Origin of the sequence: Streptomyces sp. NPDC056503 (assembly GCF_042794995.1) — a bacterium.
Taxonomy (GTDB): Bacteria; Actinomycetota; Actinomycetes; order Streptomycetales; family Streptomycetaceae; genus Streptomyces.
Map to the genome: position 1 here is coordinate 1 of NZ_JBHTST010000041.1, position 23457 is coordinate 23457.

Genomic DNA, 23457 nt, shown 5'->3' on the forward strand with positions numbered 1-23457 from the left:
GGGATCCGCTGTTCGCGGATCCCGGGCCCCTCCCCGTTCACGCCGGGGACTCCCAGCGCACCTCCCCGTCCTCCACCACGTCCGTCGGTACGAGCCCGGCGGCGCGGGCGACGGCGGCGGAGGCGGCGTGGTCGGGGTGCACGTGCGCGACGACGGTACGGATCCGGGGCCGCAGCCACCCGACGAGCCCCCGCGCCGCCTCCCGGGCGTACCCGCGCCCCTGCCAGGCGGTCCCCACGACCCAGGCCACCTCGGCCGCGCCGTCCGCGACGGTCGCCTGCACGGTCCCGACGAGCCGTCCCCCGTCCCGCTCCCGCAGGACCCAGTTGCACCAGGTGGTCCCCGGCTCCGGCGCCCCGGCCGCCCAGCGCACGTACCGGGCCCGCACCTCCTCGGGGCTCTCCGGCGCGCCCCCGACGAACGCGTGCAGCGCCGGATCCCCCAGCACCCCCGCCATCTCCTCGGCGTGCCCGACCTCCAACGGCACCAGCTCCAGCCGCCCGGTACCGATCACCTCGACGACGACGTCTTCCCGTCCGCTCTCGACTCCCACGCGCCCACCCTCGTCCGTTCCGGCACGGGCGCCGGACGACCGCCATCCTTCCAGCCGGTCGCCGGTGCGCTCGCGGGGCTGGTGCCGGAGGAGTTCCCCGGCCGGGACCCGGGGCCGGGGGCCGTCGAGCGGTGCAGGTCAGGGCAGTCGTCCGCCCGGGTGGTCGAGCTCCGCCCACACCGTCTTGCGGGGTACGGGACCGGGCGCGACGCCCCAGCGGTCGGCAAGCTCCTCGACCAGCGACAGCCCCCGCCCCGCGCGGGGTTCGGGCAGCTCGTCCCCGCGCGTGTCACTGACCTCGATCCGCAGCAGCCCCGGGTGGGCGACCAGGGCGAGACGGAAGTCCCGGCCGGCGACCCGGCCGTGCGTCGCCGCGTTCGTCGTCAGCTCGGCGACGATCCGCTCGGCCGCCTCGGTGACGGCGTACGGGATGTCCCGCCGGGGCCGCAGCCACTCGACGGCGAGGAGCCGGGCGAGGCGCGCTCCGCGCGGGGTCGGGGAGAGCCGGATGTCGAACTGGTGGTTGGGGTTCGGGAGTTGAGGCATCCCGTTCTCTTCGTTCACGTCACCGAGCGTGGTCGCGCACGGCTACCGTGAACAGTCACTCCGCCGATACGTAGGGTGACTGTCCGGGGCTTGTCCACTGCTGTCCGGTCTGTCGGGGACCCCGTGGCGGGTAGGGGAGTGCGGCCACACAGGACATGCGGAGGGGTGCGGGATGGCGGCTGAGGAGAGCGGTTGGGACGTCGATCCGGACGACGAGTGGGGCGTCGCCGTCGTCGCCACGGTGGGCCGCCAACTGCGCTTGCGGCGCGAGGCGGTGGGCATGAGCGGAGCCGAGTTCGGGGAGGCGCTCGGCTACGGCGAGGACCTCGTCTACAAGATCGAGGGCGGGAAGCGGATCCCGCGCGCCGAGTACCTGGACAAGGCGGACGAGGTCCTGCGGGCCGACGGGTTGTTGTCGGCGATGAAGGACGACGTGGCGAAGGTCCGCTACCCGAAGAAGGTCCGCGAGCTGGCGAAGCTGGAGGCCAGGGCGGTGGAGATCGGGGTGTACGAGTGCAGTTACATCCCGGGCCTGCTTCAGACGCCCGAGTACGCGCGGGCGCTGCTGGAATCGTGGCTGCCGGCCTATTCGCCGGACGACCTGGAGCGCCGCGTAGCCGCACGCATGGCGCGGCAGTCCGTCTTCGACCGGCTGCCGGCGCCCGCGCTCGGCTTCGTGCTGGAGGAGTCGACGCTGTGCCGGAGGGTTGGGGGCACAATGGAGCGGAGGCGGCAGTTCGAACGGCTTCTGGAGGTGGGGCGGTTGAACAACGTCACGCTTCAGGTGATGCCGATGGTCAGCGGTCCGCATCCCGGCCTGGGCGGCCGCATCGAGTTGCTCAAGTTCGAGGACGGCACCGCCGTCGGCCGCTCCGACGGCGCCTTCACCGGGCGCCCGGTGTCCGAGCTCAAGCAGCTGCGCATCCTTGAGCTGCGCTATGGCACCATCCGGGCGAAGGCTCTGCCGCCTGAGGAGTCGCTGGCCCTGATGGAAAAACTGTTGGGAGAAACATGATCCTCAAGTCCTCCTGCGGGGACGCCTCCGAACTGACGTGGTTCAAGAGCAGCTACAGCGGCGGGCCCGACGGCGATACCTGCGTCGAGGTCGCCACCACCCGCTCCGTCGTCCACGTCCGGGACTCCAAGGACATCGGTCTGCCCTCGCTCGTCCTCTCGCCGGAGGCGTGGGTCGGGTTCGTGGGATTCACAGGTACGCACAGTCTGGACCCACGTTCCTGACAGGGCGGGTTCCTAGGGTCCTCGCCCATGAGCGAAGACCAGAAGCACAGGCGGGACGTGTCGAGGCGGCGGGTGCTCGTCGTGGGCGGCGGAGCCGTGGTCGCGGCGGGGATCGGCGCCGGGGTGGTCACCACCGCCTCGGCCGGGGGGACGGGGGACAGCGGTGCCGCCGCTGCCGCCGAGGGCTGTTACCGGCTCACCTCCGAGACGACCGAAGGCCCGTACTACATCGACGCGGACAAGATCCGGAAGGACATCACCGAGGGCAAGGAGGGGATTCCCCTCACCGTCCGGCTCAAGGTGATCGACGCGGAGAGCTGCAAGCCGCTGAAGGGCGTGGCCGTCGACATCTGGCACTGCGACGCCCTGGGGATCTACTCCGGGTACGAGAGCCTCAGCGCCGGTGGCGGACCCGGGGGCGGGGGTACGCCTCCGAGCGGCGAGCCGCCGACGGGGGCGCCGCCCACCGACCTGCCCACCGGCACTCCGCCGACCGGCGGACCCGGCGGCGGGGGCGGCGGGCACGAGGAGCCGACCGACGACACGCGCTATCTGCGCGGGACGCAGCTGACCGGTGCCAACGGGGTCGTCGAGTTCACGACGGTCTTCCCCGGCTGGTACCGGGGGCGGTGCGTGCACATCCACACCAAGGTGCACGTGGGCGGGGCGATGACCTCCTCCGGGTACGAGGGCGGGAACAGCTGCCACACCGGGCAGCTGTTCTTCGACGAGGAGGCCGTCCTGGCCTCGGCCGAGGTGGCGCCGTACTCGACGAGCACGACCGAGCGGACCACGCTCGACCAGGACACCATCTACCCGGGGAACGGCGCCGAGGGCGGGCTGCTGACGCTCAGGTACAAGAAGAAGGGGCGGATCGCGGGCGGGGTCGTCGCGACGCTCACGATGGGGGTCGACCCCGACGCCACCCATACCGGGACCGACGGCTGAGTCGTCAGCGGGCGTGCTCCTTCAGGAACGCGCCCGCGAGGGCCGCCGCCTCCTCCTTCGTGGGGGCGGCGGCTTCGTCGGCTCTCGTGCCGTCGGCGGCGGTGGCCGTCCAGGTCCAGGCGCCGTCCGACGGGGTCAGCTCGGCGCGGCCGCCGAAGAGGGAGAGGGCGGTGGCGCCGGCCGCCGGGCGGCTCACGGCGTCCGGCCACTTCTTGCGCGCGCCCTGGCGGGTGATGCCCCAGACGGCGCCGAGCTGTTCGTAGCTCGCTCCGTACGAGCCCGCCGTGCCGGCGGCGACGGCGGTGAGGCGCTTGACCTCCTGGTCCACCACCTTCCAGGCGGCCAGGACGGAGAGCGCGATGTCCACCGGCTCGCCGTGCCACAGGTGCTTCTCCGGCTGCCCGGTCGTGCGGGCGCGGAGGGCGGCGGCCAGGGGGTTCAGGGCCTCGTAGAGCGCCGATTCGAGGCCGGTCAGGTCTTCCGCGGGAAGCTGCTCCGAGAACGTCATGTGACAACTGTAGTTTACGAGACCCGGGCTTGGGAACTCTTGTTTACATGAAAGACGAGTCGGAGTCCTCCAGGAACAGCGCGGCCGCCAGCACGTGCCCACTGCCCCGCGGGCGAAGGCCCCGCGCCCTCAGCCGGGCGTCCAGCACGGCGGGGGCGAGCGTGCCCGCCAGGACCGCCAGCGCCCCGTCCTGCACCTCCCGCAGGCCCGCGGGGCCCGCCGTGTGGAGGGGGCCGGTGTCGCGGAGCGAGGCCATGACGGTGAGGAGCGCCGTCAGCCGGGCCTCGGGTTCCCGCGCCCCGTCGGCACGTGCCTTCGCAAGGGCCCTCAGGGCCATCCGGACGTGGGGGAAACCGGCCCGCGCCTCGCCCTTCGCGCCGGCCGCGCCGTACCGCTGGGACATCGCCGAGCCGGGGGAGGGGCGGCGCGGCGCGCCCGGATCCGGATGCCGGGCCAGCTGCCCGGCGAGGCGGGCCGCCTCCTCCGGGCCCCCGCCCGGTGCCAGGGCCGTGCCCGCCACCAGCAGGCCCAGCGGCCACACCGCCCCGTGGTGCAGCGAGGCCCCGCCGTCCGCGCGCGCCATGGTCCGCTCCGCGGCCCGGCCGATCGCCCCCAGCTCCGCCCGCAGCGCCCGCGACGGCTCCCCGGTCCGCCGGGCCGCCGCCGCCATCGCCGTGAACCCCGGCTCCAGCGCCCGGGCCGACCACCGCGCGGCCGCCGGATCGGCCGCGTCCCCGCCGGCCTGTCCCACCAGGGCGAGCAGGGCCGCCACGGCCCGCCGCCCCTGTTCCTCGTCCGCCCGGATCGTCAGCATGCCGGGCACCGTAGGCGGCGGTCCTGGGAGCCGCCCCGGAACTTTCTGTGCGGAGGCTGTCACATGCCGGTCGCCGGCTCCGTCACTCCGGTGTACGGCCCCTTCCGGGGCCCGCAGCCCGAGGAGTCCCGATGTCCACCACCGCCACTGTCGTCACCGCCGTCGCCGCGTTCATGGCGGGGTTCTCGGGCGCCTCGGTGCTGTTCCGGGCGAAGTTCGTCGTCGGGCCGCTCGCCGAGTACGGGGTCCCGCGCTCGTGGTGGAACGGTCTCGGGGTGCTGAAGCTGGCCGGAGCGGCGGGGCTCGTCGCAGGCTTCCGGGTGCCCGTGATCGGGACCCTCGCGGCCGTCGGCCTGGTGCTGTACTTCGCGGGTGCGGTGATCACCGTCGTACGGGCGAAGGCGTACGGGCACGTGGCCTTCCCCCTGATGTACATGGCGCCGGCCGCGGCCGTGCTCGCCCTGGTCTGAGGACGGCGAAGGCCGCCGTCCCGGGCGGGACGGCGGCCTTCGGCGGCGTACGTGCGGACGTCAGTCCTTCTTCGGCTCCTCCAGGCGCGGGAAGAGGACCGCGCCCTTCGTCACCGTCGCGCCGGCGGGGAGCTTGCCCCACGCCGCCGCGTCCTGGACCGGCTGGGCCGCCAGGGCACCGAGGGACGCCTCGGCGCCGAGCGAGTCCCAGAGGGCCTGGGAGGTCTCCGGCATGATCGGGTTCAGCAGGACCGCGACCGCGCGGAGGGACTCGGCGGCCGTGTAGAGGATCGTCGCCAGGCGGGCCCGGCCCTCCTCCGACTCGTCCTTCGCGACCTTCCACGGCTCCTGCTCCGTGATGTAGCCGTTGACCTGCTTCACGAAGTCGAAGACCGCCAGGATGCCGGCCTGGAAGTCCAGCTCGTCGCCGATCTTGGCGTCGGCCGTCGCGACCGCCTTCGCCAGGCCCTCCTGGATCGCCTTCTCGGCGTCGCCGTCGGCCGTCGAGGCCGGCAGCTCGCCGCCGAAGTACTTGCCGACCATCGCCGCCACGCGGGAGGCGAGGTTGCCGTAGTCGTTGGCCAGCTCGGAGGTGTAGCGGGCGGAGAAGTCCTCCCACGAGAACGAGCCGTCCTGGCCGAAGGCGATGGCGCGGAGGAAGTACCAGCGGTAGGCGTCCACGCCGAAGTGCGAGGTCAGGTCCTGCGGCTTGATGCCGGTCAGGTTCGACTTCGACATCTTCTCGCCGCCGACCATCAGCCAGCCGTTGGCCGCGACCCTACCCGGGACGGGGAGGCCCTGCGCCATCAGCATCGCCGGCCAGATCACCGCGTGGAAGCGGAGGATGTCCTTGCCGATGAGGTGGACGTTCGCCGGGAAGGTCTCGTCGAACTTCTCCGGGTTCTCGTTGTAGCCGACGGCCGTCGCGTAGTTGAGCAGCGCGTCGATCCACACGTAGATCACGTGCTCGCTGTCCCACGGCACCGGGATGCCCCAGTCGAAGGTCGAGCGCGAGATGGAGAGGTCGTCCAGGCCCTGCTTGACGAAGTTCAGGACCTCGTTGCGGGCGGACTCCGGCTGGATGAAGCCCGGGTTCGCCTCGTAGAAGTCGAGCAGCTTCGGGCCGTACTCGCTCAGCTTGAAGAAGTAGTTCTCCTCCTTGAGGATCTCCACCGGCTTCTTGTGGACGGGGCAGAGCTTGCTGCCGTCCTCCGCCTCGATGAGATCGCCCGGGAGCTTGAACTCCTCACAGCCGACGCAGTACGGGCCCTCGTAGCCGCCCTTGTAGATCTCGCCCTTGTCGTACAGGTCCTGCACGAACTCCTGGACGCGGTCGGTGTGACGCTTCTGGGTGGTGCGGATGAAGTCGTCGTTCGCGATGTTCAGGTGCTCCCAGAGGGGCTTCCAGGCCTCCTCGACGAGCTTGTCGCACCAGGCCTGGGGCGTGACGTCGTTCGCCTCGGCCGTGCGCATGATCTTCTGACCGTGCTCGTCCGTGCCGGTGAGGAACCACACCTTCTCGCCGCGCTGACGGTGCCAGCGCGTGAGCACGTCGCCTGCGACGGTCGTGTAGGCGTGGCCCAGGTGAGGAGCGTCGTTGACGTAGTAGATGGGGGTCGTGACGTAGAACGCCTTCGCCCCCTGCTTCTCGGATCCAGTGGCCGCCATGGTCGAAATCCTAACGGGCGTACGAAGATCCACTCACATCGATAAGCAGGGGGCGGAACCGATGGTTCAGAGACTGAGACCGGTGACGACGCCGCGGTAGAACTCCGCGTGCGGGGTCTCGGCCGGCGCGGGGCCCGCGAAGTGCGCGGCCGTACGGTCGGCGGTGAGCTTCCGCAGGTAGTCGAAGGCCTTGCCGTCCTCCTCGCCCCAGGCCGTGAAGCGCCAGTGCACGGGGCGGCCGGCGGCCTCCGCCAGGGCCTGGTTCGCGGCGGTACGGGACTCGGGGGCGCCGTCCGTCTGGAAGATCACCAGCGCGGGGCGGGCCGGGTCGGCCTTCTCGTGGTGGGCCAGGACCTCCTCGACGGCACGGTGGTAGTTCGTCCGGCCGAGGCGGCCGAGGCCGGCGTTGATCTCCTCCACGCGGGTGGGGGTGAGGTCGGCGGGGGTCAGGTCGACGACCCCGTCGACGTCGGTCGAGAAGAACACGGTCGTGACCGTCGCGTCCTCGTCCAGGTGCGCGGCCAGCGCGACGGCCTGCTCGGCGAGCCGCTGCACGGACCCGTCCTTGAAGTACCCGCGCATCGACCCGGACCGGTCGACGACGAGGTACACCTGGGCCCGGGCCCCCGCGAGCCCCTGCTCGCGCAGCACTTCCCCGGCCGCGTCGTACGCCTCCACGACCCCGGGCGCGGACGCGACGAGGCCCTGCGGGGCGGCGTCGGTGCCGGTGTCGGTACCGGGCTCCGTCTCGGCTGCCGCCCGAGCGGTGGCGAGCTCGGCGTCGTCGTCGGCCGGGGCGGCCTCCGCCTCCGGCGTGGTCTCGGCGTCCTCCGCGTCCTCGGCGGGTGCCGCGACCGGCTCGGTCTCGGCGTCGGCGACCGCCGGGGCGGGCTCGGCGGCGGTCTCGGTGTCCGCGGCGGGCTCCGCGTCGACCGAGGCCTCCGGCTCGGCGTCGGCCGGAGCGGCCTCCGCCTCGGGCTCGGTGTCGGCGACGGCCTCGGGCTCGGTGTCGGCGACGGCCTCGGGCTCGGCGTCCGTGGCGGCCGCGGGCTCGGCGTCCGTGATGGCCTCGGCCTCGGGCGTCCCCTCCGCGTCGGCCGCCGGGGCCGTCTCGGCCTCGACCTCGGGCGCTGCCTCGGCGTTCGCCTGCGGCTCCTCCGCCGGGGCCGTCTCGACCTCGACCTCGGCCTCGGCGAGCGCGGTGGTCTCCGCCTCGGCCGTGGTGTCGGTGGTCTCCGCCTCGGCGGTTGCCGTGACCGGCTCGACGTCGGCTTCGCCTTCGGCGTCGACGTCGGTGGTCGCCGTGACCGGCTCGGCAGCGGTCTCGGTCTCCGTGGCGGGCTCCGCGTCGGCCTGGGCGGCCTCCGCTTCCGGTGCCGCCTCGGTCTCGGGCTCGGCCTCGGGCTCGGCCTTCGCTTCCGCCTCAGGCTCAGCCTTCGCCTCGGGCTCGGGCTCGGCCTCAGGCTCTGCCTTCGCCTCAGCCTCGGCCGCAGGCTCCGGCTTCGCCTCGGCTGCCGGGGCGGGCTCGGGCTCCGTTTCCGGGGCGGGGGTGTCCGTGGCGGACGTGCGCGCCTTGGGGATCTGGGGGTTGTCGAAGGCGGCGGCCACCAGGTCGTCGGCGGCCTTGCGGGCCGCCGTCTCGGGGGCGGGCTCCGGGGTGGTGGGGGTCTCCGCGGTGGGGACCGGAGTCGGCTCCGGTTCGGACTCGCGGGACTGGGGAGGGACGGAAGGGGTCGCGGGATCTTCGCGGTCGCGGCCGAAAACCTTGCGCAGCAAGCTCCGAATACCCATGGGCGAACCCTTTCGCATGAGTTGGATGCGGTATGCGTCCTTCACCCCTGGCCAGGGCGGACACGTAAGGTTAGCGGCCACGTCCTCCGGTTCCCGGGACCCCGTCGGTCACGGTTGTCTCCCATTCATCCGGCGTTCATTCCGCCGCCGCCCGCGTGCAGATGTGCACACATACCGTCACGGCCGAACGGGATTCCCGACACCATGTCGGCGCACTGCTGCGCCGGAGGAGGACCACGTGCGCAAGCTGCTGCCGATGATCGGCTCCCACCCCCACGGAAGCGGACGTTCCGCTCTTACCTGCCGATTCCGGTGCGGTGACGCCTGCTTCCAGGAGGTGCCGAACACCAGCGACAACGAGTACGTCGGCGACGTCATAGCCGGCGTGCTGTCCCGCCGTTCCGCGCTCCGCGCGGCCGCCGTCGTGACCGTCGCCTCCGCCGCCGGGGGATCGCTGGTGCTCGGCGGGGCGCCCGCCGCCGAGGCGCACTCCGGGCACAAGCCCGCTCCCCGGGCCGACGGCGCCCGGGGGCTCCGGTTCTCGCCGGTCGCGCCCAACACCGCCGACCAGGTGACCGTTCCGTCCGGTTACGGGCAGAACGTCGTCATCCGGTGGGGCGAGCCGATCCTCCGCGGCGCGCCCGCCTTCGACTCCGAGAACCAGACCGCCAAGGCGCAGGCCGGGCAGTTCGGGTACAACAACGACTTCCTCTCCCTGCTGCCGCTGCGCGGCGAGCGCGGGCGCCAGGTGCTCGTCGCCAACCACGAGTACACCGACGAGGTCCTGATGTTCCGCGGGTACGACGCCGCGAACCCGACCCGTGAGCAGGTCGAGATCGCCTGGGCCGCGCACGGCCTCTCCGTCGTCGTGGTGCAGGAGGAGTTCCGTACGGGCAGGCTCGCCCCCGTCTCCCGGCACTACCTGAACCGCCGTCTCCACACCACCAGCGCGTTCGAGCTGACCGGGCCCGCCGCCGGCTCCGCGCTCGTGCGGACCTCCGCCGACCCCGCCGGCCACACCGTCCTCGGCACGCTCAACAACTGCGCCGGCGGCACCACTCCGTGGGGCACCACCCTCCACGGCGAGGAGAACTTCAACCAGTACTTCGCCAACGGCTCGTCCGCCACGGACAAGCGGTACGGCGTCGGCACCGGCGCCTCCGAGCGCAAGTGGGAGCGGTTCGACCGGCGCTTCGACCTCGCGCAGGAGCCGAACGAGGTCCACCGCTTCGGCTGGGTCGTCGAGCTCGACCCGTACGACCCGGACTCCACGCCCCGCAAGCGCACCGCGCTCGGCCGCTTCAAGCACGAGGCCGCCCAGCCGCGCCTCACCGCCGACGGGCGCCCGGTCGTCTACATGGGCGACGACGAGCGCTTCGACTACTTCTACAAGTTCGTCTCGTCGAAGCGGATGATGAAGGGCGAGTCGCGGAAGGCCCGCGCCCACAACCTCACCCTGCTCGACGAGGGCACGCTCTACGTCGCCCGGATCACCGGCGACTCCCCGGCCGCCGAGATCGACGGCACCGGGAAGCTCCCGAACGACGGTGAGTTCGACGGTTCCGGCAGCTGGATCCCGCTGGCCACCGCCGGTCCTGAGGGCGCCGTCTCGCACGTGCCCGGCATGACCGCCGAGGAGGTCTTCGTCTTCACGCGCCTCGCCGGCGACAAGGTCGGCGCGACGAAGATGGACCGCCCCGAGGACGTCGAGCCCTCGCCGCGTACCGGCCGCGTCTACGTCGCCCTGACCAACAACACCAACCGCGGCAAGGGCACCAACCCCGGTGCCGACGAGGCCAACCCGCGCAACCTCAACAAGCACGGGCAGATCCTGGAGCTCGCCGAGCACTGGGACGACCCGTCCTCCGACGGCTTCGCCTGGCGTCTCTTCCTCGTCGCCGGCGACCCGGACGACCCGGCGACCTACTTCGCGGGCTACCCGAAGGAGAAGGTCTCCCCGATCTCCTGCCCGGACAACGTGGCCTTCGACCCGCACGGCAACCTGTGGATCTCCACCGACGGCAACCAGCTCGGCTCGCACGACGGCCTCTTCGGCGTCGCCGTGCACGGCGAGCGCCGCGGTGAGCTGAAGCAGTTCCTCACCGTCCCCCGGGGTGCCGAGACCTGCGGCCCGATCATCCAGGACCGCCGTGTCCTGGTCGCCGTGCAGCACCCGGGCGAGCTGGACGGCGCCTCCGTCGAGAACCCGGCCTCCGTCTGGCCCGACGGGCCCGGCAGGATCGTCCGGCCGTCCGTGGTCGCCGTCTGGCGCAACGACGGCCGCGACATCGGCGTCTGAGGCCGACGGTTCCGCGACCGGGAGGGTCCGGGGGCGGTCACGCGACCCCCAGGCCCTCCCGGAAGCGGACGAACTGCTCCTCCGGGTCGCCCGTGTACGCCCACGGGACCCACGCCGCCCGTGCGCCGAGCAGGCCCATCAGCTCCCGCGCCAGCTCCACCTGGCCCGCGTAACACGCGGCGTGGGCGAGGAAGTTGAGGTCGCCGACCTCCTCCGGGGCGATCGGCCACGAGCGGTCCCGGCCACCGATCCAGCGGTCGTAGGTGCGCCGCAGCTCGGTCACCGCCAGCTCGTGCTTCCAGTGCTGGTCGAAGCCGCGCACCGGGCCGCGCCCCAGCGCCCCGTCCGCGATGTAGCGGTACTCCTCGACCCGCGCCACCTGCACCAGGACCGGGAGGGCCGAGCCGGGCGGGGCGACCCCGGCCGCGTCCCGCGCGAAGTCGTACATCGAGCCGTGGGTGCCGTGCCAGCGGGCCGAGAGGTAGCGCAGCACCTGTACGTGCCCCTCGGTGTTGTACGGGTCGCGGCGGCGCAACTCGTCGAACCAGTAACGGAGTTCGCGGCGCGGTACGCCACCCTCGTACAGCCGCGCCACCGACAGCAGCGACACCCACGGCATCGGGTCGGCGGGCGCCGCGTCCGCGGCGCCCCGGCAGGCGTCGACCGCCGCGTCGATCCTCGCCCGGTCGACCGTGGCGCCCCGGCCGGCGGCGATGGCCGCGTCGAAGACCCGGACCACCTCGGTCGCCGCGCGCAGCACCGCCGCGTCCGCGCTGCGCGGCTCGGCGGCCCGCCAGGTCTCGACGGTGGAGCTGCCGGCGGCGGCGTGCGAGAGCAGCCGGACGCGGTGGGTGCGGCGGGCCCAGTCGTCGCCGGTGGCGGCGAGCAGGTCGCGTACGCCCTGCCAGCGGCCGATGACGATGTCGTGGCGGGCCTCCGTCAGCGCGCGGTCACCGAAGTCCGGGTCGAAGTCGGGCGTGAACCGCTCCCCGCGGGACCGCCTGAGGGCGCGTCGGCGTACGCCCATGGTGACCTCCTTCGGTCGTGCTTCGGTCGAGTGTCGGTGTCGGTGTCGGTGTCGGTGTTGGTGTTGGTGTCGGGGTCGTGGCCCGTGTCGGGGTCCGTGTCGGTGTCGGGCCCGTGGGGGGCGTCAGAAGTCCGTGGCGTAGCTCTTGTCCCGCAGGCGGGTGCCGGCCGAGGCGGGGGCGGCCTCGCCGGCGGCGGCGAGCGCGAGGTCCGCGTCCAGCCGGGCGGGGCGGTAGTAGTCGCTGCCCTTGCGCCAGTACACCGTCATCGGCACGAGGCCGACGGCGAGGCCGCCGAGGCCGATGGTGAGCGCGGTGGTGGACAGCTCGCCGAGCGACTCGACGAAGGCCCAGAGCATGAACGCCGAGCCGAGCAGCGGCCACACCCCGCCGAGCAGCAGGTTCTTCACCGACCGCAGCAGCAGGGACTTGTACGCGACGACGGCGGCGATGCCGGCCAGGCCGTAGTAGAAGGCGATCTGGAGGCCGATCGCGGAGACCGCGTCCCGCAGGATCCGCTGGACGGACCCGGCGGCGGCCGCGGCCGCGAAGAGGGCGAGGGCGGCGGCGCCGACGGCGGCGATCGCGACCCAGGGCGTGTTCCAGCGGGGGTGGACGAGACCGAGGGAGGCCGGCAGGGTCCGGTCGCGGCCCATCGCGAAGAGCGAGCGGGTCACCTGGAGCAGGGTGGTCTCCAGGGTCGCGACCGTGGAGAGGATCACGGCGATGACCAGGAGTTTCCCGCCGACGCCGGGCCAGATCTCCTCGCCGAGGACGGCGAGCACGTTGGGCCCCGCGGCCAGGATCCGGTCGGCGGGCAGCAGCACGTTCACCGCGACCGTGAACGCCACGAAGAGGAGGAAGACGAAACCGACGCCGACGAGCGCGGCGAGTCCGGCCGTCCGCCGGCTGTTCCGGGTCTCCTCGCTGAGGTTGCTGGTGACGTCCCAGCCCCAGTAGTAGAAGGCGGCGATCAGCGCGCCCGCCGCGAAGCCCTCCGGGCCGTGGAAGTGTCCGAGGCCGAACCACGACCAGTCGAAGGCGACCGCCCGGCCCCGGTGCGCCACCGCCGCGAGGACGAAGGCGAGCAGGATGGCCATCTCGACGCCCGACATGAGGAGTTGGGCGCGGACGGTGAGCCGGGTGCCGCCCAGGACGATCCCGAGCATCAGCAGGAACCAGCAGGCGCCGACGGCCGCCGCCAGCGGGGTGGAGGCGGCGAGGTCCCGGTCGACGAGGGCGAGGGTGAGCGAGCCGGCCGGCAGCGAGCCCGCCACCATGAAGACGGTGGCGGCGAAGACCAGGGCCCAGCCGGAGAGGAAGCCGAGGAAGGGGTGGAGGGTGCGGCCCACCCAGGAGTAGCCGGCGCCCGCGTTGACGTCGATCCGGCCGAGGCGGGCGTAGGCCAGGACGATGCCGAACATCGGTATCGCGCAGTAGAGGAGCGCGGCCGGCCCCGCGAGTCCGACCGCGCCGAAGAGGACGGCGGTGGTGGCGGCGAGCGAGTAGGCGGGGGCGCTGCCGGCGACGGCCATCACGATGGTGTCGAAGGTGCCGAGGACGTTGGGCTGGAGTCCTCTGCTCGTGGTCGTGCGCATGGCGGTGTCCTCGGAGTCCTGGGAGCGGGAGTGGGGGGTCCGGACGACGGAGGGGGCGGGGCAGCGGAGGGGCAGGGTGAAGTGGCCCGTCGGGCGGGCCGGTTGGCGGGCCCCGTGCGGGCGCGGGCAGGGGTACGGCAGGGGTGCGGGGGCTGATCGCGTCGGGGCGGTCGAGCGCATCGTAGTCGCCCGGGTGGAATCCGGTAACGGTGGCAGGAAGGTTCGGTTCCGTGACCGCCGGTAAGTCCTCCGACGCGCCCCCGGCGGAGGGTTCAGGGCCCGTCCGGGGGCAGTTCGGGGCCGGCGATGGCGCGGGCCGCGCGGACCTCCTGGCGGAGCGGCGCGAGGACGCCGTCCTCGTCTCCGGGCAGCTCGGTGCGGACCGCGACGAGGGTCTCGCTGGCCCGCAGCCCGTCGGCGAGTTCGCGCAGCTCGCGCGCCACCTCGGTCACCTCCGCCGGGTCCGGCGGCGGGGCGCCGTGCGCGACGCGGATGCGGGCGGCGGTGGTGGCGTCCACGATCCTCTCGACGGCGATCGCGAGCGGCCACCAGGCGGCGGCGCGGGTGCCGGTCGGCGGCGGCTCGGTGAGGGCCCGCTGGAACTCGGAGCGGACCGCCGACAGGTCCCGGTACAGCTTCCGGCGGGCCCGCAGCCGGCCGGAGTCGGCGTCGGCGTCGGGCCGGAAGGCGCGGTCCACGTACGCGGCCGAGTCCGCGACCGCGTCGGCGAGCCGGTCGCCGATGCGGCTGTGCCAAGACTCGGGCCAGAGGAGGTAGCCGGCGACGAGCGCGATGCAGCAGCCGATGAGGGAGTCGTACAGGCGGGGCAGGACGAGGTCGAAGCCCTGCTGGTTGAGGGCGTCGGAGAGCAGCAGGATGACGGGGGTGACGGCCGCCGTCTGGAAGGCGTATCCCTTCGCCGAGAAGACCGGGATGAGCGCGGCGAGCACCGCCATCACCGGCACGTCCCACCAGCCCCGCGGCACCTCGGCGAGGACCAGCGCGGCGGAGACCAGGCCCAGGCAGGTGCCGACGGCGCGCAGCACCGCGCGGGAGAAGACCGAGCCGAAGTCGGGCTTCATCACGAAGGTGACGGTGAGCGCCACCCAGTACGAGCGCGGGACCGCGATCAGCGAGACGAGGGCCTGCGCGAGGCCGATGCAGAGCGCCAGGCGGAGCCCGTACCGCCACGAGGGCTCGGAGAGCAGCATCGTGCGGGCGGCGCGGCGGGCGCGGACGGTGAGGGAGGCGGGCCGGCCGAGCCGGTCGTCGACGTTGTGGAGGTCGGGTTCGGCCTCGTGGACGACGGTGACGGCGTGCCGGAGGGCGTGCTCGACGGCCTTCTCGGCGGGGCGGGTGGAAGGGGGGAGGGCCGGTTCGGTGCGGTCGGTGCGGCCGCTCTCCACGGCGTCGGCGAGCTCGCGGACGGTCGCGGCGACGGCCGGTGGCAACGGGCCGTACAGGCGCGCGCGGAGGTCGGCGGCGGGGGCCGCCTCCAGGAGCGGGATCAGCACGTTGAGCTGGGCGAGGAGCCGGGCCAGGGAGGAGGTGCGGCCGTGCTGGCGGGTACGGCGGGCCAGGATCAGGTCGTACGACTGGTTGAGCGAGGCGGTCACCGCGTGCCGCTTCTCCTCGTACGCCGCCGAGCCCGCCGCCTCGTACAGCTCGGCGACCGTCCGGTACGTGGCGGCCACCGCGGCCCGCTCCGGGGCGGCGCGGCGCAGCGGCCAGCCGAGGAGCGTGAGCGCGAGGACGACGAGACCGCCGAGGGTCAGCAGCACCGGCGCCTTCCACCACGGCGCCGGCATGGGCAGGCCGGCGCCGACGACGGCGTTGAGGAGCAGCAGGAGACCGGAGGCGGAGGCGACCGCGCCGATCGAGGAGATCATCCCGGAGACGAGCGCGACCAGGGTCAGCGTCGCCACCGCGAGCCAGCCGTGGCCGAAGACGAGGGCGCCGAGCGTGACGCCGAGGGCGCCGAAGAGCTGGGGGACGGCGATGTTGAAGACGCGCATCCGGTAGGCGTCGGCGGTGTCCCCGATGACGCCGGAGAGCGCGCCCATCGAGACGAGGGCGCCCTCCACGGGGCGGTCCAGGGCGAGTCCGGCGGCGAGGGGGAGGGAGAGGGCGAGGGCGGCGCGGGCGGCGGCGGCCCAGGGGACGGGGGCGGGTGCGGGGCGCAGGCCCGCGGTCAGCCACGCGGGCGGTGCCATCCGCCCCTCGCCCGACCGTCCGGATTCCATGCCCCCCAACTTACGCGCGCCCCCACGGCCCACCTCGCACCCACCTCGTACCCGGGCCGCGCCCGCGACCGGCGACCCCTCGTGTGAACGGAACGGGGACCGGCCCCCGGGGGTCAGTTGCGGTAGGACTCCACTTCCGTGGCGGGGCGGAGGGCGGCCGTGTCCGGGTCCTCGCCGAACTCGGACTTGGCGCGCCGCTGGCGGAGCAGGTCCCAGCACTGGTCGAGGCGGACTTCGAGGGCCGCGAGGCGTTCGAGCTCCTCGGGGAGGAGCCCGCCGGTGCGCCTGCGCAGTGCGCGCTCCTCCTCCACGAGCGCTCCGATGTCGTCGAGGATCTGCTCGTTGTCCATGCTCCCAGCGTCGCCGATCAGCGGCCGTCGTGCAGGTCGAGGTCGGCGAGGACGGCCCGGTGGTCGCTGCCGGGGATCGGGAGGAAGCGGGTGGCGACGGGGGTGAGGACGGATGACGTGAGCACGTGGTCGATCTGGACGTACGGCGGCAGCGGGCCCTCCGCCGGCCAGGTCGGCGTGCGGGAGGCGCCGGTGACGCGGGCCGCGTCGAGGAGGGCGAGGGTGGTGAGGAAGGAGCGGTAGGCGGCGTGGTCCTGGGAGGCGTTGAAGTCGCCGGCCAGGATCAGGGGCTCGCCGGCGGGCCGGGCCGCGACCGCCTCCCGCAGCCGGGCGAGCTCGGTACGCCAGCGTGCGACCTGGCCGGGCAGCGGCGGCAGGGGGTGGGCGAGCTGGAGCCGTACCGACCGCCCCGCGATCTCCGCCGTCGCGCCCGGCATCCCCATGGCGGCCGGCACGACGGACCGGTCGCGCAGCGGGTAGGCGCTGAGGACGACCGAGCCGGACGAGCCCTCCGCGTCCACGGAGACCCGGTGCGGCAGCTGCTTCGACAGCGCGGCGGCGAGGGCCCGCCCGCAGCCGGGGTCGCACTCGGAGACGTACAGGAGCTGCGGTCGCTCCCGGCGGGCGAGGTCGACGAGGGAGCCGGTGGCCTGTCCGAACTCGACGTTCGCGGCGATCACGCGGATCCGCGCGAGGGGGGTGCCGTAGGAGACGACGAGCATCGGGGGCAGCGACGTCCACGCCGTGCCCAGGAGGACGAGCACCGCGAGGAACGCCAGGCCCCGGCGCCGGGCGACCGCCGCCAGCAGGAAACCGAGCCCGGCGGGGACGGTCAGCCAGGGGAGGAAGGAGAGCAGCTGGGGGACGGGGGTGACGCCGTCCGTGCCGAGCGCCTTGCAGCCGGCGACGACGGCCGGGACGACCAGGAGCAGTCCGCCGGCCCAGGCGGCCGCACGGGTGCGGGCTCTGGGCCGCAGCGGGGCGGGGGGCCGGATGACGGCCGCCGTGGGGTGTTCGGTTGCGAGGGCTCGGTCCACCCCGTCAGTGTCGCAGGGCCCGCGCGATCTCCGCGGTCGTCGGCCCCTCCAGGGTCCGATTGCTGCGCGCCGTACCGGACTTGGAGGCTCCGGCGGGGACGTCGTCGAGGGTGAGGACGACGGTGTCGAGGAGGTTCCCGCCGTCGTCCCGGAAGAGGACCATGACCGTGTAGTCGGCGGTCGTGGACTTCGGGTTGGCGGCCGTGACGGTGGCGACCGTACGGTCCCCGTCGGCGGAGGTCGGCCCGGCGGTCACGTCGCCGGTCGCGTTCGCCCCGTCCTTGATCTCGTCCATCTTCTGCTGCGCCGCCGAGGCGACGGCGGAGGTCGCCGAGGAGACGATGTCCCCGGCGGCCTCCCTGGCGGCGTCGCAGCCGGTCGCGGCGCCGGCGACGGAGCCGGTCGCGGCGAGGGCCAGCAACGCGGCCGTGAACCGTCGGCTCACCTCAGTACCGCTCGCCCGGGCCGTACGCGTCGTCCGTGGCGAGGGCCCAGATCACGAAGACCGAGATGGCCATCGAGAAGAGTGCCCACCACGGCTGGTAGGGGAGGAAGAGGAACTGGGCGAGGAGGTTGAGGGACGCCAGGGAGATACCGGCGACCCGGCCCCACTCGGCGCCCTTGAGGATCCCGTAACCGGCGATCGCGACGACGATGCCGAGGATCAGGTGGATCCAGCCCCAGGTGGTGAGGTTGAACTTGAAGACGTAGTCGCCGACGCGGGCGTAGACGTCGTCCTCGGCGATCCCGGCGATGCCCTGGAAGATGTCCATGATGCCGGTGACCAGCATGAGGACGCCGGCGAAGAGCGTCCCGCCGGAGGACCACGCCTCCGAGGTGGTCGACCTGGTCGGTCGGGGGGCGGAGTCCGGTCGAGGGGGTGTGCTGTTCTGGCTCATGGCCCCATCGTGGGAGCAATCGTGTGATTTCGGCCTTTCGGCTGCGCCGAAAGAGTGAAGGGCCCGACCACGATCCGGGAGGCCGGAGAGGGGCCGTCCGGGCTCGGCCGGATGGCGGAACGGCCTGCCGGCCGGACCGGACCCGGCCCCGTCCGCTGATCCACTTGCGGGGCACCGGCGGCGGGTGTGCCCTGGAGGGTGCAGCAGCAGGGGGGCGACACGAAGGAGCTCCTGCCATGGCCGCACACGCAGCGGTACCCGCACGGCGTTCCGTGGAACTGCACGGCGCCGTCCTGCCCGCCGTCATCGGCATCCTCTACGGCCTCTACGCCGCCACCGTCTCGCGGCACGGCGGGGCGCTCACCTGGGGCCAGCTCTGGCTCGGCCTCGTCTCCGCGATCGTCCTCGGCGGCGCCCTGTGGGCGCTCCGCGCCTACGGGCACACCCTGCCGCGCGAGGCCCGCGCGGTGGCGTGGGGCGCGCTCGCCGGCGGCGCCGTCGGCTTCCTCTACAGCCTCTCCGGGGCGAGCGTGCTCTCGTCCAGCGGGCTCGGGCTCGCGACGGGGATCGCGGTGGGCGCGGGGATGTTCTACCTCTTCTACACGCACGAGGACGCCACGGGTCACCCCGCTCCGTACTGACCGGACCCGACCTGCTCGGACCGGACCTGGCCCGGCTGGACCTGACCCAGCCCTGACCCGGCCCGCAGCCGGCCCTCACCGCCGCCCGCCGTCTCCGGACTGCGCCCGCGCCCGTCCCGCAGCAGACTGGAGGGGTGTGGTCCGGAGAGGGAGGCACCGGTATGGCCGGTACGAGTGGCGCCGCGGTGGAGACCGAAGGGCTCGTGAAGACCTTCGGGGAGAACCGGGCCGTCGACGGGGTCGACCTGCGCGTGCCGGCCGGGACGGTGTACGGACTGCTCGGTCCCAACGGCGCCGGGAAGACCACCGCCGTGAAGATGCTCGCCACCCTGCTCCGTCCGGACGCCGGCCACGCCCGCGTGTTCGGGCACGACGTCGTCACGGAGGCCGACACCGTACGCGGCAGGGTCAGTCTCACCGGGCAGTACGCCTCCGTCGACGAGGACCTCACCGGCACCGAGAACCTCGTCCTCCTCGCCCGTCTCCTCGGTCACAGCCGCCCCGCCGCCCGCGACCGGTCCGCGCAGCTGCTCGGCGCGTTCGGCCTCGCGGACGCCGCCGACCGGCAGGTCAAGAACTACTCGGGCGGCATGCGGCGCCGCATCGACATCGCCGCGTCCATCCTCAACACCCCCGACCTGCTCTTCCTCGACGAGCCGACGACCGGCCTCGACCCCCGCAGCCGCAACCAGGTCTGGGACATCGTGCGGGCCGTCGTCGACCAGGGCACCACCGTCCTGCTCACCACCCAGTACCTCGACGAGGCCGACCAGCTCGCCTCCCGGATCGCCGTCATCGACCACGGCAAGGTGATCGCGGAGGGCACGAAGGGCGAGCTGAAGGCGTCGGTGGGCTCCGGCTCCGTGCACGTACGGCTCCGGGACGCGGAGCAGCGGCCGGAGGCCGAGCGGGTCCTCACCACCGCCCTGAACGCCGCCGTCCAGCTGGATCCCGACCCGGTCGCCCTCACCGCCACCGTCAACGGCCACGGCACCGACCTCGGCGCCGCCGAACAGGCCGCCCGCGCCCTCGCCGAACTGGCCCGCGCCGGGATCACGGTGGACAACTTCGCCCTGGGCCAGCCCAGTCTCGACGAGGTGTTCCTCGCCCTCACCGACCGGAAGGGACCGGCCGCATGAGCTCCGCGACGTCCGAGTCCACGGACACGACCACGGACACGACCACGTCCACGACCGCTTCCGCGTCCTCCGACGCCGCCGCCGATCTCGTCGCGCCCCGGGCCGACGAGCTCGCCGCGCTGCTCGTCGGGCAGAGCCGGCCACCGCGGCCCAGCGCGCTCTCGGCGTCGCTCACCTTCGGCTGGCGGGCCATGCTGAAGATCAAGCACGTGCCGGAGCAGCTGTTCGACGTGACGGCGTTCCCGATCATGATGGTGCTGATGTACACGTACCTCTTCGGGGGCGCGCTGGCCGGCTCCGCCTCGGCGTACATCCAGTTCCTGCTGCCCGGCATCCTCGTCATGTCGGTCGTGATGATCACGATGTACACCGGCGTCTCGGTCAACACCGACATCGAGAAGGGCGTCTTCGACCGGTTCCGCACGCTGCCGATCTGGCGGCCCGCGCCGATGGTCGGCTATCTCCTCGGCGACGTCGTGCGCTACCTGATCGCCTCCGCCGTGATGCTGAGCGTCGGCCTCCTCATCGGCTACCGGCCCGACGGCGGGGTGATCGGCGTGCTGCTCGGGGTGGCGCTGCTGCTGGTCTTCTCCTTCGCCTTCTCGTGGATCTGGACCATGTTCGGCCTGCTGCTGCGCAGCGAGAAGTCCGTCATGGGCGTCAGCATGATGGTGATCTTCCCGCTGACCTTCCTCTCCAACGTCTTCGTCGACCCGAAGACCATGCCGGGGTGGCTCCAGGCCTTCGTGAACAACAGCCCGGTGACGCACCTGGCGACGGCGGTACGGGAGTTGATGGCCGGGAACTGGCCGGCGGCGGACATCGCCTGGTCGCTGGGGTGGTCGGTGCTCTTCGTGGCGGTCTTCGGCGCGGTGACGATGCGCCTCTACAACCGCAAGTAGCGACCGGCCCTCACGGAGTCCCGCGGGGCGTCTTCTGCTGGACGGCCCAGCGGTTGCCGTCCGGATCGGCGAAGTACACGAACGAACCCCACGGCTGGTCGTCGATCTCGCCCACCTCGACACCGCGCGCGGTGAGTTCGGCGTGGGCGCGCTCGATGTCGTCGACGACGACCTGCATGTTGTCGAGGGAACCGGGAGCCATCCGCGTGATGCCCTTCCCGAAGGCGATCGAACAGGCCGAACCGGGCGGGGTCATCTGCACGAAGCGGACCTCCTCGCTGACGGTCACGTCGTGGTCCGGGTGGAAGCCCGCCCGCTCGTAGAAGGCCTTGGCGCGGTCGACGTCGGTGACGGGGACGCCGACCAGTTCGAGTTTGATGTCCATGGGGGCATCCTCCGCCGATGTGGGCGGAGCCGCCCGTTGACCTTCCCCCGCCGGGAAGGACCAGCATCGGCGGGGCCGGGCACGAGGCCCGGTCCAGGGAAGGGACGCGGGGCATGGCACGGTCACCGATCGCACGCACCATCGGGGACTTCGCCCGCGCCACCGGGCTCTCCGCGAAGGCGCTGCGCCGCTACGACGAACTCGGCCTGCTGCGGCCCGACCGGGTCGACCCGTACACCGGCTACCGCTACTACGCCGACACGCAGACGGAACGGGCCCGGCTGATCGCCTGGCTGCGGCGGATCGGGATGCCGCTCGCCGACGTCGGACGGGTCTGCGCGCTGTACGCGGACGACCCGGCGGCGGCGGCGCGGGAGATCCGCGCGTACTGGGCCTCCGTCGAGGCGGACACGGCGGCGCGGCGGGGGCTCGCGGCCTCCCTGGTGGAGCGGGTGAAGGGAACCACGACCGACATGACGACGAACGGACCGACTCCGTACGTGTTCGAGGGCACGGCCCTCCTCGACCGGGGGCTCGTCCGCGAGCTCCAGCAGGACGCGGCCCACGCCTCGCCCCGGCTGCTCGCCGTCGCGGACGGCTACGGCCCCGAGGGCGAGCGCGCGGCGCGGGCGGCGGTGGAGGCGGTGGCGGCGGTGCCGGCGCCGGTACGGGCCGGGGACGGGCTCGACGCGCTGGAGGACGCGGTACGGGCGGCGGGCCGGGCGGTCGTCGGCCTCGACGGCTCCGGTACGACGCTCACCGCCGCGCTGCTGGCCGGCGGCCGGCTGGTCGTCGCGCACCTCGGGGACTCGCGGGCCTACCTGCTCCGCGACGGGCGGCTGCGGCAGCTCACCAGGGACGACACCGTCGTACAGGCGCTCGTCGACGCGGGCGGGCTGGAGCCGGAGGAGGCGGCGGAGCGGCCGGACCGCGCGGTGCTGCTGAAGGCGCTGTCCGGTGGGGAGGGGGCGTCGGCGCCGGCCCTGGGCGTGCACGAGGTCCGTCCCGGGGACCGGGTCCTCCTCTGCACGGACGGACTCTCGGCGCTCGCGTCGCCGGCCGAGCTCGCCGGGACGTTCGCCGCGGTGGGGGGTGCGGGGGCGGCGGACGCGCTGCGCGAGCTGGCGCTGTCCCTGGGCGCCCCCGACAACCTGGCCCTGGCGACAGCCGAAGTGACCCCCGCCGGCGCGATCGACACCCTGTCCCGCACCTCCGCGCCCTGACCCGCACCCCCGTGTGGGCCCGCGGCGGCGCGGGCCCGCGACGGGGCGGTGGCGTCAGGCGGGGGTGCCTCGGACCACTACGACCGGGCAGGGGGCGTGCTGGGTGACGTTGGAGGAGACCGAGCCCAGGACCGCCGCCTTGAAACCGCTGTAGCCCCGGTCGCCGACGACCAGCAGCTCCGCCCCCGCCGCCTGGTCGACCAGCGCCTGCGCGGCGTTGCCGCCGACGATCGTGCGCGTGGTCGCCGCCGCCTGCTCCGGCGTGAGCGCCTCCTCAAGGGACTGGTCGAGGATCTGCTTCGCGAGCCGTTCCGGGTCGAACTCCGGTGGGACGCCCGGCATCAGCGTCGCCCAGGACGCCGGGTACTCCCAGCTGATCACCGCGTGGAGCGCGTCCCCGGTGAGCGCGGCCTGCGCGGCCGCCCACTTCAGCGCCTTGAGGGACGGTTCCGAGCCGTCCACGCCCACCACGATCCTGCCGCCGGCCATCGCCGACCTCCGTTCGTCGTCGGGATACTCACCCCCAACTTAACAAAAGGGTCAATCCAGCCTGAGATCGGCCAACTGCTTCTCGAAGGGGACGATCTCCTCGTCGGCTCCGGACCGGCGGTCCGCCGCCGACCGCACGGTCACCGCCACCAGTTCCGCGAACTCCTGGCCGGCCCGGGTGATCCGCTGGGGCAGGCCTTCCGTGTACGCGTCGCCGCCCGTGCCCCAGTCCTCCGAGGCCGCGTAGACGGCGGTGGAGGAGATCCGGGCGCGCAGGTAGGCGAAGAGGGGGCGGAGGGCGTGGTCGAGGACCAGGCTGTGGCGGGCGGTGCCGCCGGTCGCGCCGAGGAGGACCGGCGTACCGGTGAGGGCCGTCGGGTCGATCAGGTCGAAGAAGGACTTGAAGAGACCGCTGTAGGAGGCGGTGAAGACGGGCGTCACCGCGATGACGCCGTCCGCGCCCGTCACCTTGTCGATCGCCTCCTGGAGCGCGTCCGACGGGAAGCCGCTGACGAGGTTCTTGGCGATGTCCACGGCCAGGTCGCGCAGTTCGACGACCTCGACCTCGACGGCGTACTCCTGCTCGGCCAGCCGGTACCGGGCCGCCTGGAGGAGGCGGTCGGCGAGCAGCCGGGTGGAGGAGGGGGAGCCGAGGCCGGCGGAGACCGCGACCAGCTTCAGGGTCTGCAT

The 23457-nt window shown here is 73.5% G+C and carries 25 protein-coding genes; 9 read left to right on the forward strand and 16 right to left on the reverse strand.

Annotated elements, in window-relative coordinates:
* Positions 1-37 precede the first annotated feature (37 nt).
* Complete coding sequence (locus tag ACFQ8C_RS15015; RefSeq protein ID WP_383456707.1) at positions 38-553, reverse strand: GNAT family N-acetyltransferase; 516 nt, start codon at positions 551-553, stop codon at positions 38-40.
* 138 nt (positions 554-691) lie between these two features.
* Positions 692-1117: an ATP-binding protein gene (locus ACFQ8C_RS15020; protein WP_383456709.1), complete on the reverse strand. Its 426-nt coding sequence runs from the start codon at positions 1115-1117 to the stop codon at positions 692-694.
* A gap of 154 nt (positions 1118-1271) precedes the next feature.
* Here ACFQ8C_RS15020 and ACFQ8C_RS15025 point away from each other — a divergent pair, with 154 nt between their 5' ends.
* Genes ACFQ8C_RS15025 through ACFQ8C_RS15035 form a run of 3 tightly spaced genes read left to right on the forward strand, consistent with a single transcriptional unit; the run spans position 1272 to position 3286 of the window.
* Positions 1272-2114 carry a helix-turn-helix domain-containing protein gene (locus ACFQ8C_RS15025; protein ID WP_383456712.1) on the forward strand — a complete coding sequence of 281 codons (843 nt, stop codon included), beginning with the start codon at positions 1272-1274 and terminating at the stop codon, positions 2112-2114.
* Positions 2111-2338 carry a DUF397 domain-containing protein gene (locus ACFQ8C_RS15030; protein ID WP_383456714.1) on the forward strand — a complete coding sequence of 76 codons (228 nt, stop codon included), beginning with the start codon at positions 2111-2113 and terminating at the stop codon, positions 2336-2338. Before ACFQ8C_RS15025 ends, ACFQ8C_RS15030 begins: the two co-directional genes overlap by 4 nt.
* Positions 2339-2365: 27 nt before the next feature.
* The gene (locus ACFQ8C_RS15035) at positions 2366-3286 is read left to right on the forward strand and encodes an intradiol ring-cleavage dioxygenase (RefSeq protein WP_383456717.1); all 921 of its coding nucleotides are present in this window, start codon (positions 2366-2368) and stop codon (positions 3284-3286) included.
* A 4-nt stretch (positions 3287-3290) separates the two neighbouring features.
* Here ACFQ8C_RS15035 and ACFQ8C_RS15040 read toward each other — a convergent pair whose 3' ends face one another.
* The gene (locus ACFQ8C_RS15040) at positions 3291-3794 is read right to left on the reverse strand and encodes a hypothetical protein (RefSeq protein WP_383456720.1); all 504 of its coding nucleotides are present in this window, start codon (positions 3792-3794) and stop codon (positions 3291-3293) included.
* Between the two features lie 43 nt (positions 3795-3837).
* Entirely contained in the window at positions 3838-4605 is a 768-nt protein-coding gene (locus ACFQ8C_RS15045) for a triphosphoribosyl-dephospho-CoA synthase (protein WP_383456842.1), read from the reverse strand.
* A 134-nt stretch (positions 4606-4739) separates the two neighbouring features.
* On the opposite strand from ACFQ8C_RS15045, the gene ACFQ8C_RS15050 reads away from it, so the two are divergent.
* Positions 4740-5078: a DoxX family protein gene (locus ACFQ8C_RS15050; RefSeq protein WP_383456723.1), complete on the forward strand. Its 339-nt coding sequence runs from the start codon at positions 4740-4742 to the stop codon at positions 5076-5078.
* A gap of 60 nt (positions 5079-5138) precedes the next feature.
* Here the strand turns inward: ACFQ8C_RS15050 and metG are convergent, their stop codons facing one another.
* Together metG and ACFQ8C_RS15060 are read right to left on the reverse strand one after the other, a co-directional pair.
* Positions 5139-6746, reverse strand: coding sequence for a methionine--tRNA ligase (gene metG / locus ACFQ8C_RS15055; RefSeq protein ID WP_383456726.1), 1608 nt, complete (start codon positions 6744-6746; stop codon positions 5139-5141).
* Positions 6747-6812: 66 nt separating this feature from the next.
* The gene (locus tag ACFQ8C_RS15060; RefSeq protein ID WP_383456728.1) at positions 6813-8537 is read right to left on the reverse strand and encodes a VWA domain-containing protein; all 1725 of its coding nucleotides are present in this window, start codon (positions 8535-8537) and stop codon (positions 6813-6815) included.
* Positions 8538-8775: 238 nt separating this feature from the next.
* On the opposite strand from ACFQ8C_RS15060, the gene ACFQ8C_RS15065 reads away from it, so the two are divergent.
* Entirely contained in the window at positions 8776-10836 is a 2061-nt protein-coding gene (locus ACFQ8C_RS15065) for a PhoX family protein (protein ID WP_383456729.1), read from the forward strand.
* A gap of 37 nt (positions 10837-10873) precedes the next feature.
* Here ACFQ8C_RS15065 and ACFQ8C_RS15070 read toward each other — a convergent pair whose 3' ends face one another.
* The 7 genes from ACFQ8C_RS15070 to ACFQ8C_RS15100 all read right to left on the reverse strand — a co-directional run bounded on the left by ACFQ8C_RS15070 (position 10874) and on the right by ACFQ8C_RS15100 (position 17988).
* The gene (locus ACFQ8C_RS15070) at positions 10874-11863 is read right to left on the reverse strand and encodes a hypothetical protein (RefSeq protein ID WP_383456732.1); all 990 of its coding nucleotides are present in this window, start codon (positions 11861-11863) and stop codon (positions 10874-10876) included.
* 123 nt (positions 11864-11986) lie between these two features.
* The gene (locus ACFQ8C_RS15075) at positions 11987-13459 is read right to left on the reverse strand and encodes an APC family permease (RefSeq protein ID WP_383456733.1); all 1473 of its coding nucleotides are present in this window, start codon (positions 13457-13459) and stop codon (positions 11987-11989) included.
* A gap of 272 nt (positions 13460-13731) precedes the next feature.
* On the reverse strand, positions 13732-15702 hold the full coding sequence (locus ACFQ8C_RS15080) for an FUSC family protein (RefSeq protein ID WP_383456734.1): 1971 nt from the start codon (positions 15700-15702) through the stop codon (positions 13732-13734).
* Positions 15703-15815: 113 nt separating this feature from the next.
* On the reverse strand, positions 15816-16052 hold the full coding sequence (locus ACFQ8C_RS15085) for a DUF2630 family protein (RefSeq protein WP_383456737.1): 237 nt from the start codon (positions 16050-16052) through the stop codon (positions 15816-15818).
* A gap of 17 nt (positions 16053-16069) precedes the next feature.
* Positions 16070-17089 carry an endonuclease/exonuclease/phosphatase family protein gene (locus tag ACFQ8C_RS15090; RefSeq protein ID WP_383456739.1) on the reverse strand — a complete coding sequence of 340 codons (1020 nt, stop codon included), beginning with the start codon at positions 17087-17089 and terminating at the stop codon, positions 16070-16072.
* 4 nt (positions 17090-17093) lie between these two features.
* Positions 17094-17534, reverse strand: coding sequence for a hypothetical protein (locus tag ACFQ8C_RS15095; RefSeq protein WP_383456742.1), 441 nt, complete (start codon positions 17532-17534; stop codon positions 17094-17096).
* Position 17535: 1 nt separating this feature from the next.
* Positions 17536-17988, reverse strand: coding sequence for a hypothetical protein (locus tag ACFQ8C_RS15100; RefSeq protein WP_383456745.1), 453 nt, complete (start codon positions 17986-17988; stop codon positions 17536-17538).
* A 236-nt stretch (positions 17989-18224) separates the two neighbouring features.
* Between ACFQ8C_RS15100 and ACFQ8C_RS15105 the strand changes: the two genes are divergently transcribed.
* The 3 genes from ACFQ8C_RS15105 to ACFQ8C_RS15115 all read left to right on the forward strand — a co-directional run bounded on the left by ACFQ8C_RS15105 (position 18225) and on the right by ACFQ8C_RS15115 (position 20670).
* On the forward strand, positions 18225-18629 hold the full coding sequence (locus tag ACFQ8C_RS15105; RefSeq protein ID WP_383456746.1) for a hypothetical protein: 405 nt from the start codon (positions 18225-18227) through the stop codon (positions 18627-18629).
* A gap of 161 nt (positions 18630-18790) precedes the next feature.
* Entirely contained in the window at positions 18791-19768 is a 978-nt protein-coding gene (locus ACFQ8C_RS15110; RefSeq protein WP_383456748.1) for an ATP-binding cassette domain-containing protein, read from the forward strand.
* On the forward strand, positions 19765-20670 hold the full coding sequence (locus ACFQ8C_RS15115; RefSeq protein WP_383456751.1) for an ABC transporter permease: 906 nt from the start codon (positions 19765-19767) through the stop codon (positions 20668-20670). The genes ACFQ8C_RS15110 and ACFQ8C_RS15115 overlap by 4 nt, the downstream gene beginning before the upstream one ends.
* Before the next feature lie 10 nt (positions 20671-20680).
* Here ACFQ8C_RS15115 and ACFQ8C_RS15120 read toward each other — a convergent pair whose 3' ends face one another.
* Positions 20681-21055: a VOC family protein gene (locus tag ACFQ8C_RS15120; RefSeq protein ID WP_383456754.1), complete on the reverse strand. Its 375-nt coding sequence runs from the start codon at positions 21053-21055 to the stop codon at positions 20681-20683.
* Positions 21056-21168: 113 nt separating this feature from the next.
* On the opposite strand from ACFQ8C_RS15120, the gene ACFQ8C_RS15125 reads away from it, so the two are divergent.
* Positions 21169-22278 carry a MerR family transcriptional regulator gene (locus ACFQ8C_RS15125; RefSeq protein WP_383456757.1) on the forward strand — a complete coding sequence of 370 codons (1110 nt, stop codon included), beginning with the start codon at positions 21169-21171 and terminating at the stop codon, positions 22276-22278.
* A 54-nt stretch (positions 22279-22332) separates the two neighbouring features.
* Here the strand turns inward: ACFQ8C_RS15125 and ACFQ8C_RS15130 are convergent, their stop codons facing one another.
* Together ACFQ8C_RS15130 and ACFQ8C_RS15135 are read right to left on the reverse strand one after the other, a co-directional pair.
* The gene (locus tag ACFQ8C_RS15130; protein WP_383456760.1) at positions 22333-22767 is read right to left on the reverse strand and encodes a universal stress protein; all 435 of its coding nucleotides are present in this window, start codon (positions 22765-22767) and stop codon (positions 22333-22335) included.
* 51 nt (positions 22768-22818) lie between these two features.
* Complete coding sequence (locus ACFQ8C_RS15135; RefSeq protein ID WP_383456763.1) at positions 22819-23457, reverse strand: FMN reductase; 639 nt, start codon at positions 23455-23457, stop codon at positions 22819-22821.

What these genes read in the sequence shown, in the direction of transcription:
- ACFQ8C_RS15025 (WP_383456712.1), top strand. Translation starts at nt 1,272, where the DNA reads ATGGCGGCTGAGGAGAGCGGTTGGGACGTCGATCCGGACGACGAGTGG.
- ACFQ8C_RS15030 (WP_383456714.1), top strand. Translation starts at nt 2,111, where the DNA reads ATGATCCTCAAGTCCTCCTGCGGGGACGCCTCCGAACTGACGTGGTTC.
- ACFQ8C_RS15035 (WP_383456717.1), top strand. Translation starts at nt 2,366, where the DNA reads ATGAGCGAAGACCAGAAGCACAGGCGGGACGTGTCGAGGCGGCGGGTG.
- ACFQ8C_RS15040 (WP_383456720.1), bottom strand. Translation starts at nt 3,794, where the DNA reads ATGACGTTCTCGGAGCAGCTTCCCGCGGAAGACCTGACCGGCCTCGAA.
- ACFQ8C_RS15050 (WP_383456723.1), top strand. Translation starts at nt 4,740, where the DNA reads ATGTCCACCACCGCCACTGTCGTCACCGCCGTCGCCGCGTTCATGGCG.
- metG (WP_383456726.1), bottom strand. Translation starts at nt 6,746, where the DNA reads ATGGCGGCCACTGGATCCGAGAAGCAGGGGGCGAAGGCGTTCTACGTC.
- ACFQ8C_RS15060 (WP_383456728.1), bottom strand. Translation starts at nt 8,537, where the DNA reads ATGGGTATTCGGAGCTTGCTGCGCAAGGTTTTCGGCCGCGACCGCGAA.
- ACFQ8C_RS15070 (WP_383456732.1), bottom strand. Translation starts at nt 11,863, where the DNA reads ATGGGCGTACGCCGACGCGCCCTCAGGCGGTCCCGCGGGGAGCGGTTC.
- ACFQ8C_RS15075 (WP_383456733.1), bottom strand. Translation starts at nt 13,459, where the DNA reads ATGCGCACGACCACGAGCAGAGGACTCCAGCCCAACGTCCTCGGCACC.
- ACFQ8C_RS15080 (WP_383456734.1), bottom strand. Translation starts at nt 15,702, where the DNA reads ATGGAATCCGGACGGTCGGGCGAGGGGCGGATGGCACCGCCCGCGTGG.
- ACFQ8C_RS15085 (WP_383456737.1), bottom strand. Translation starts at nt 16,052, where the DNA reads ATGGACAACGAGCAGATCCTCGACGACATCGGAGCGCTCGTGGAGGAG.
- ACFQ8C_RS15100 (WP_383456745.1), bottom strand. Translation starts at nt 17,988, where the DNA reads ATGAGCCAGAACAGCACACCCCCTCGACCGGACTCCGCCCCCCGACCG.
- ACFQ8C_RS15105 (WP_383456746.1), top strand. Translation starts at nt 18,225, where the DNA reads ATGGCCGCACACGCAGCGGTACCCGCACGGCGTTCCGTGGAACTGCAC.
- ACFQ8C_RS15110 (WP_383456748.1), top strand. Translation starts at nt 18,791, where the DNA reads ATGGCCGGTACGAGTGGCGCCGCGGTGGAGACCGAAGGGCTCGTGAAG.
- ACFQ8C_RS15115 (WP_383456751.1), top strand. Translation starts at nt 19,765, where the DNA reads ATGAGCTCCGCGACGTCCGAGTCCACGGACACGACCACGGACACGACC.
- ACFQ8C_RS15120 (WP_383456754.1), bottom strand. Translation starts at nt 21,055, where the DNA reads ATGGACATCAAACTCGAACTGGTCGGCGTCCCCGTCACCGACGTCGAC.
- ACFQ8C_RS15125 (WP_383456757.1), top strand. Translation starts at nt 21,169, where the DNA reads ATGGCACGGTCACCGATCGCACGCACCATCGGGGACTTCGCCCGCGCC.
- ACFQ8C_RS15130 (WP_383456760.1), bottom strand. Translation starts at nt 22,767, where the DNA reads ATGGCCGGCGGCAGGATCGTGGTGGGCGTGGACGGCTCGGAACCGTCC.
- ACFQ8C_RS15135 (WP_383456763.1), bottom strand. Translation starts at nt 23,457, where the DNA reads ATGCAGACCCTGAAGCTGGTCGCGGTCTCCGCCGGCCTCGGCTCCCCC.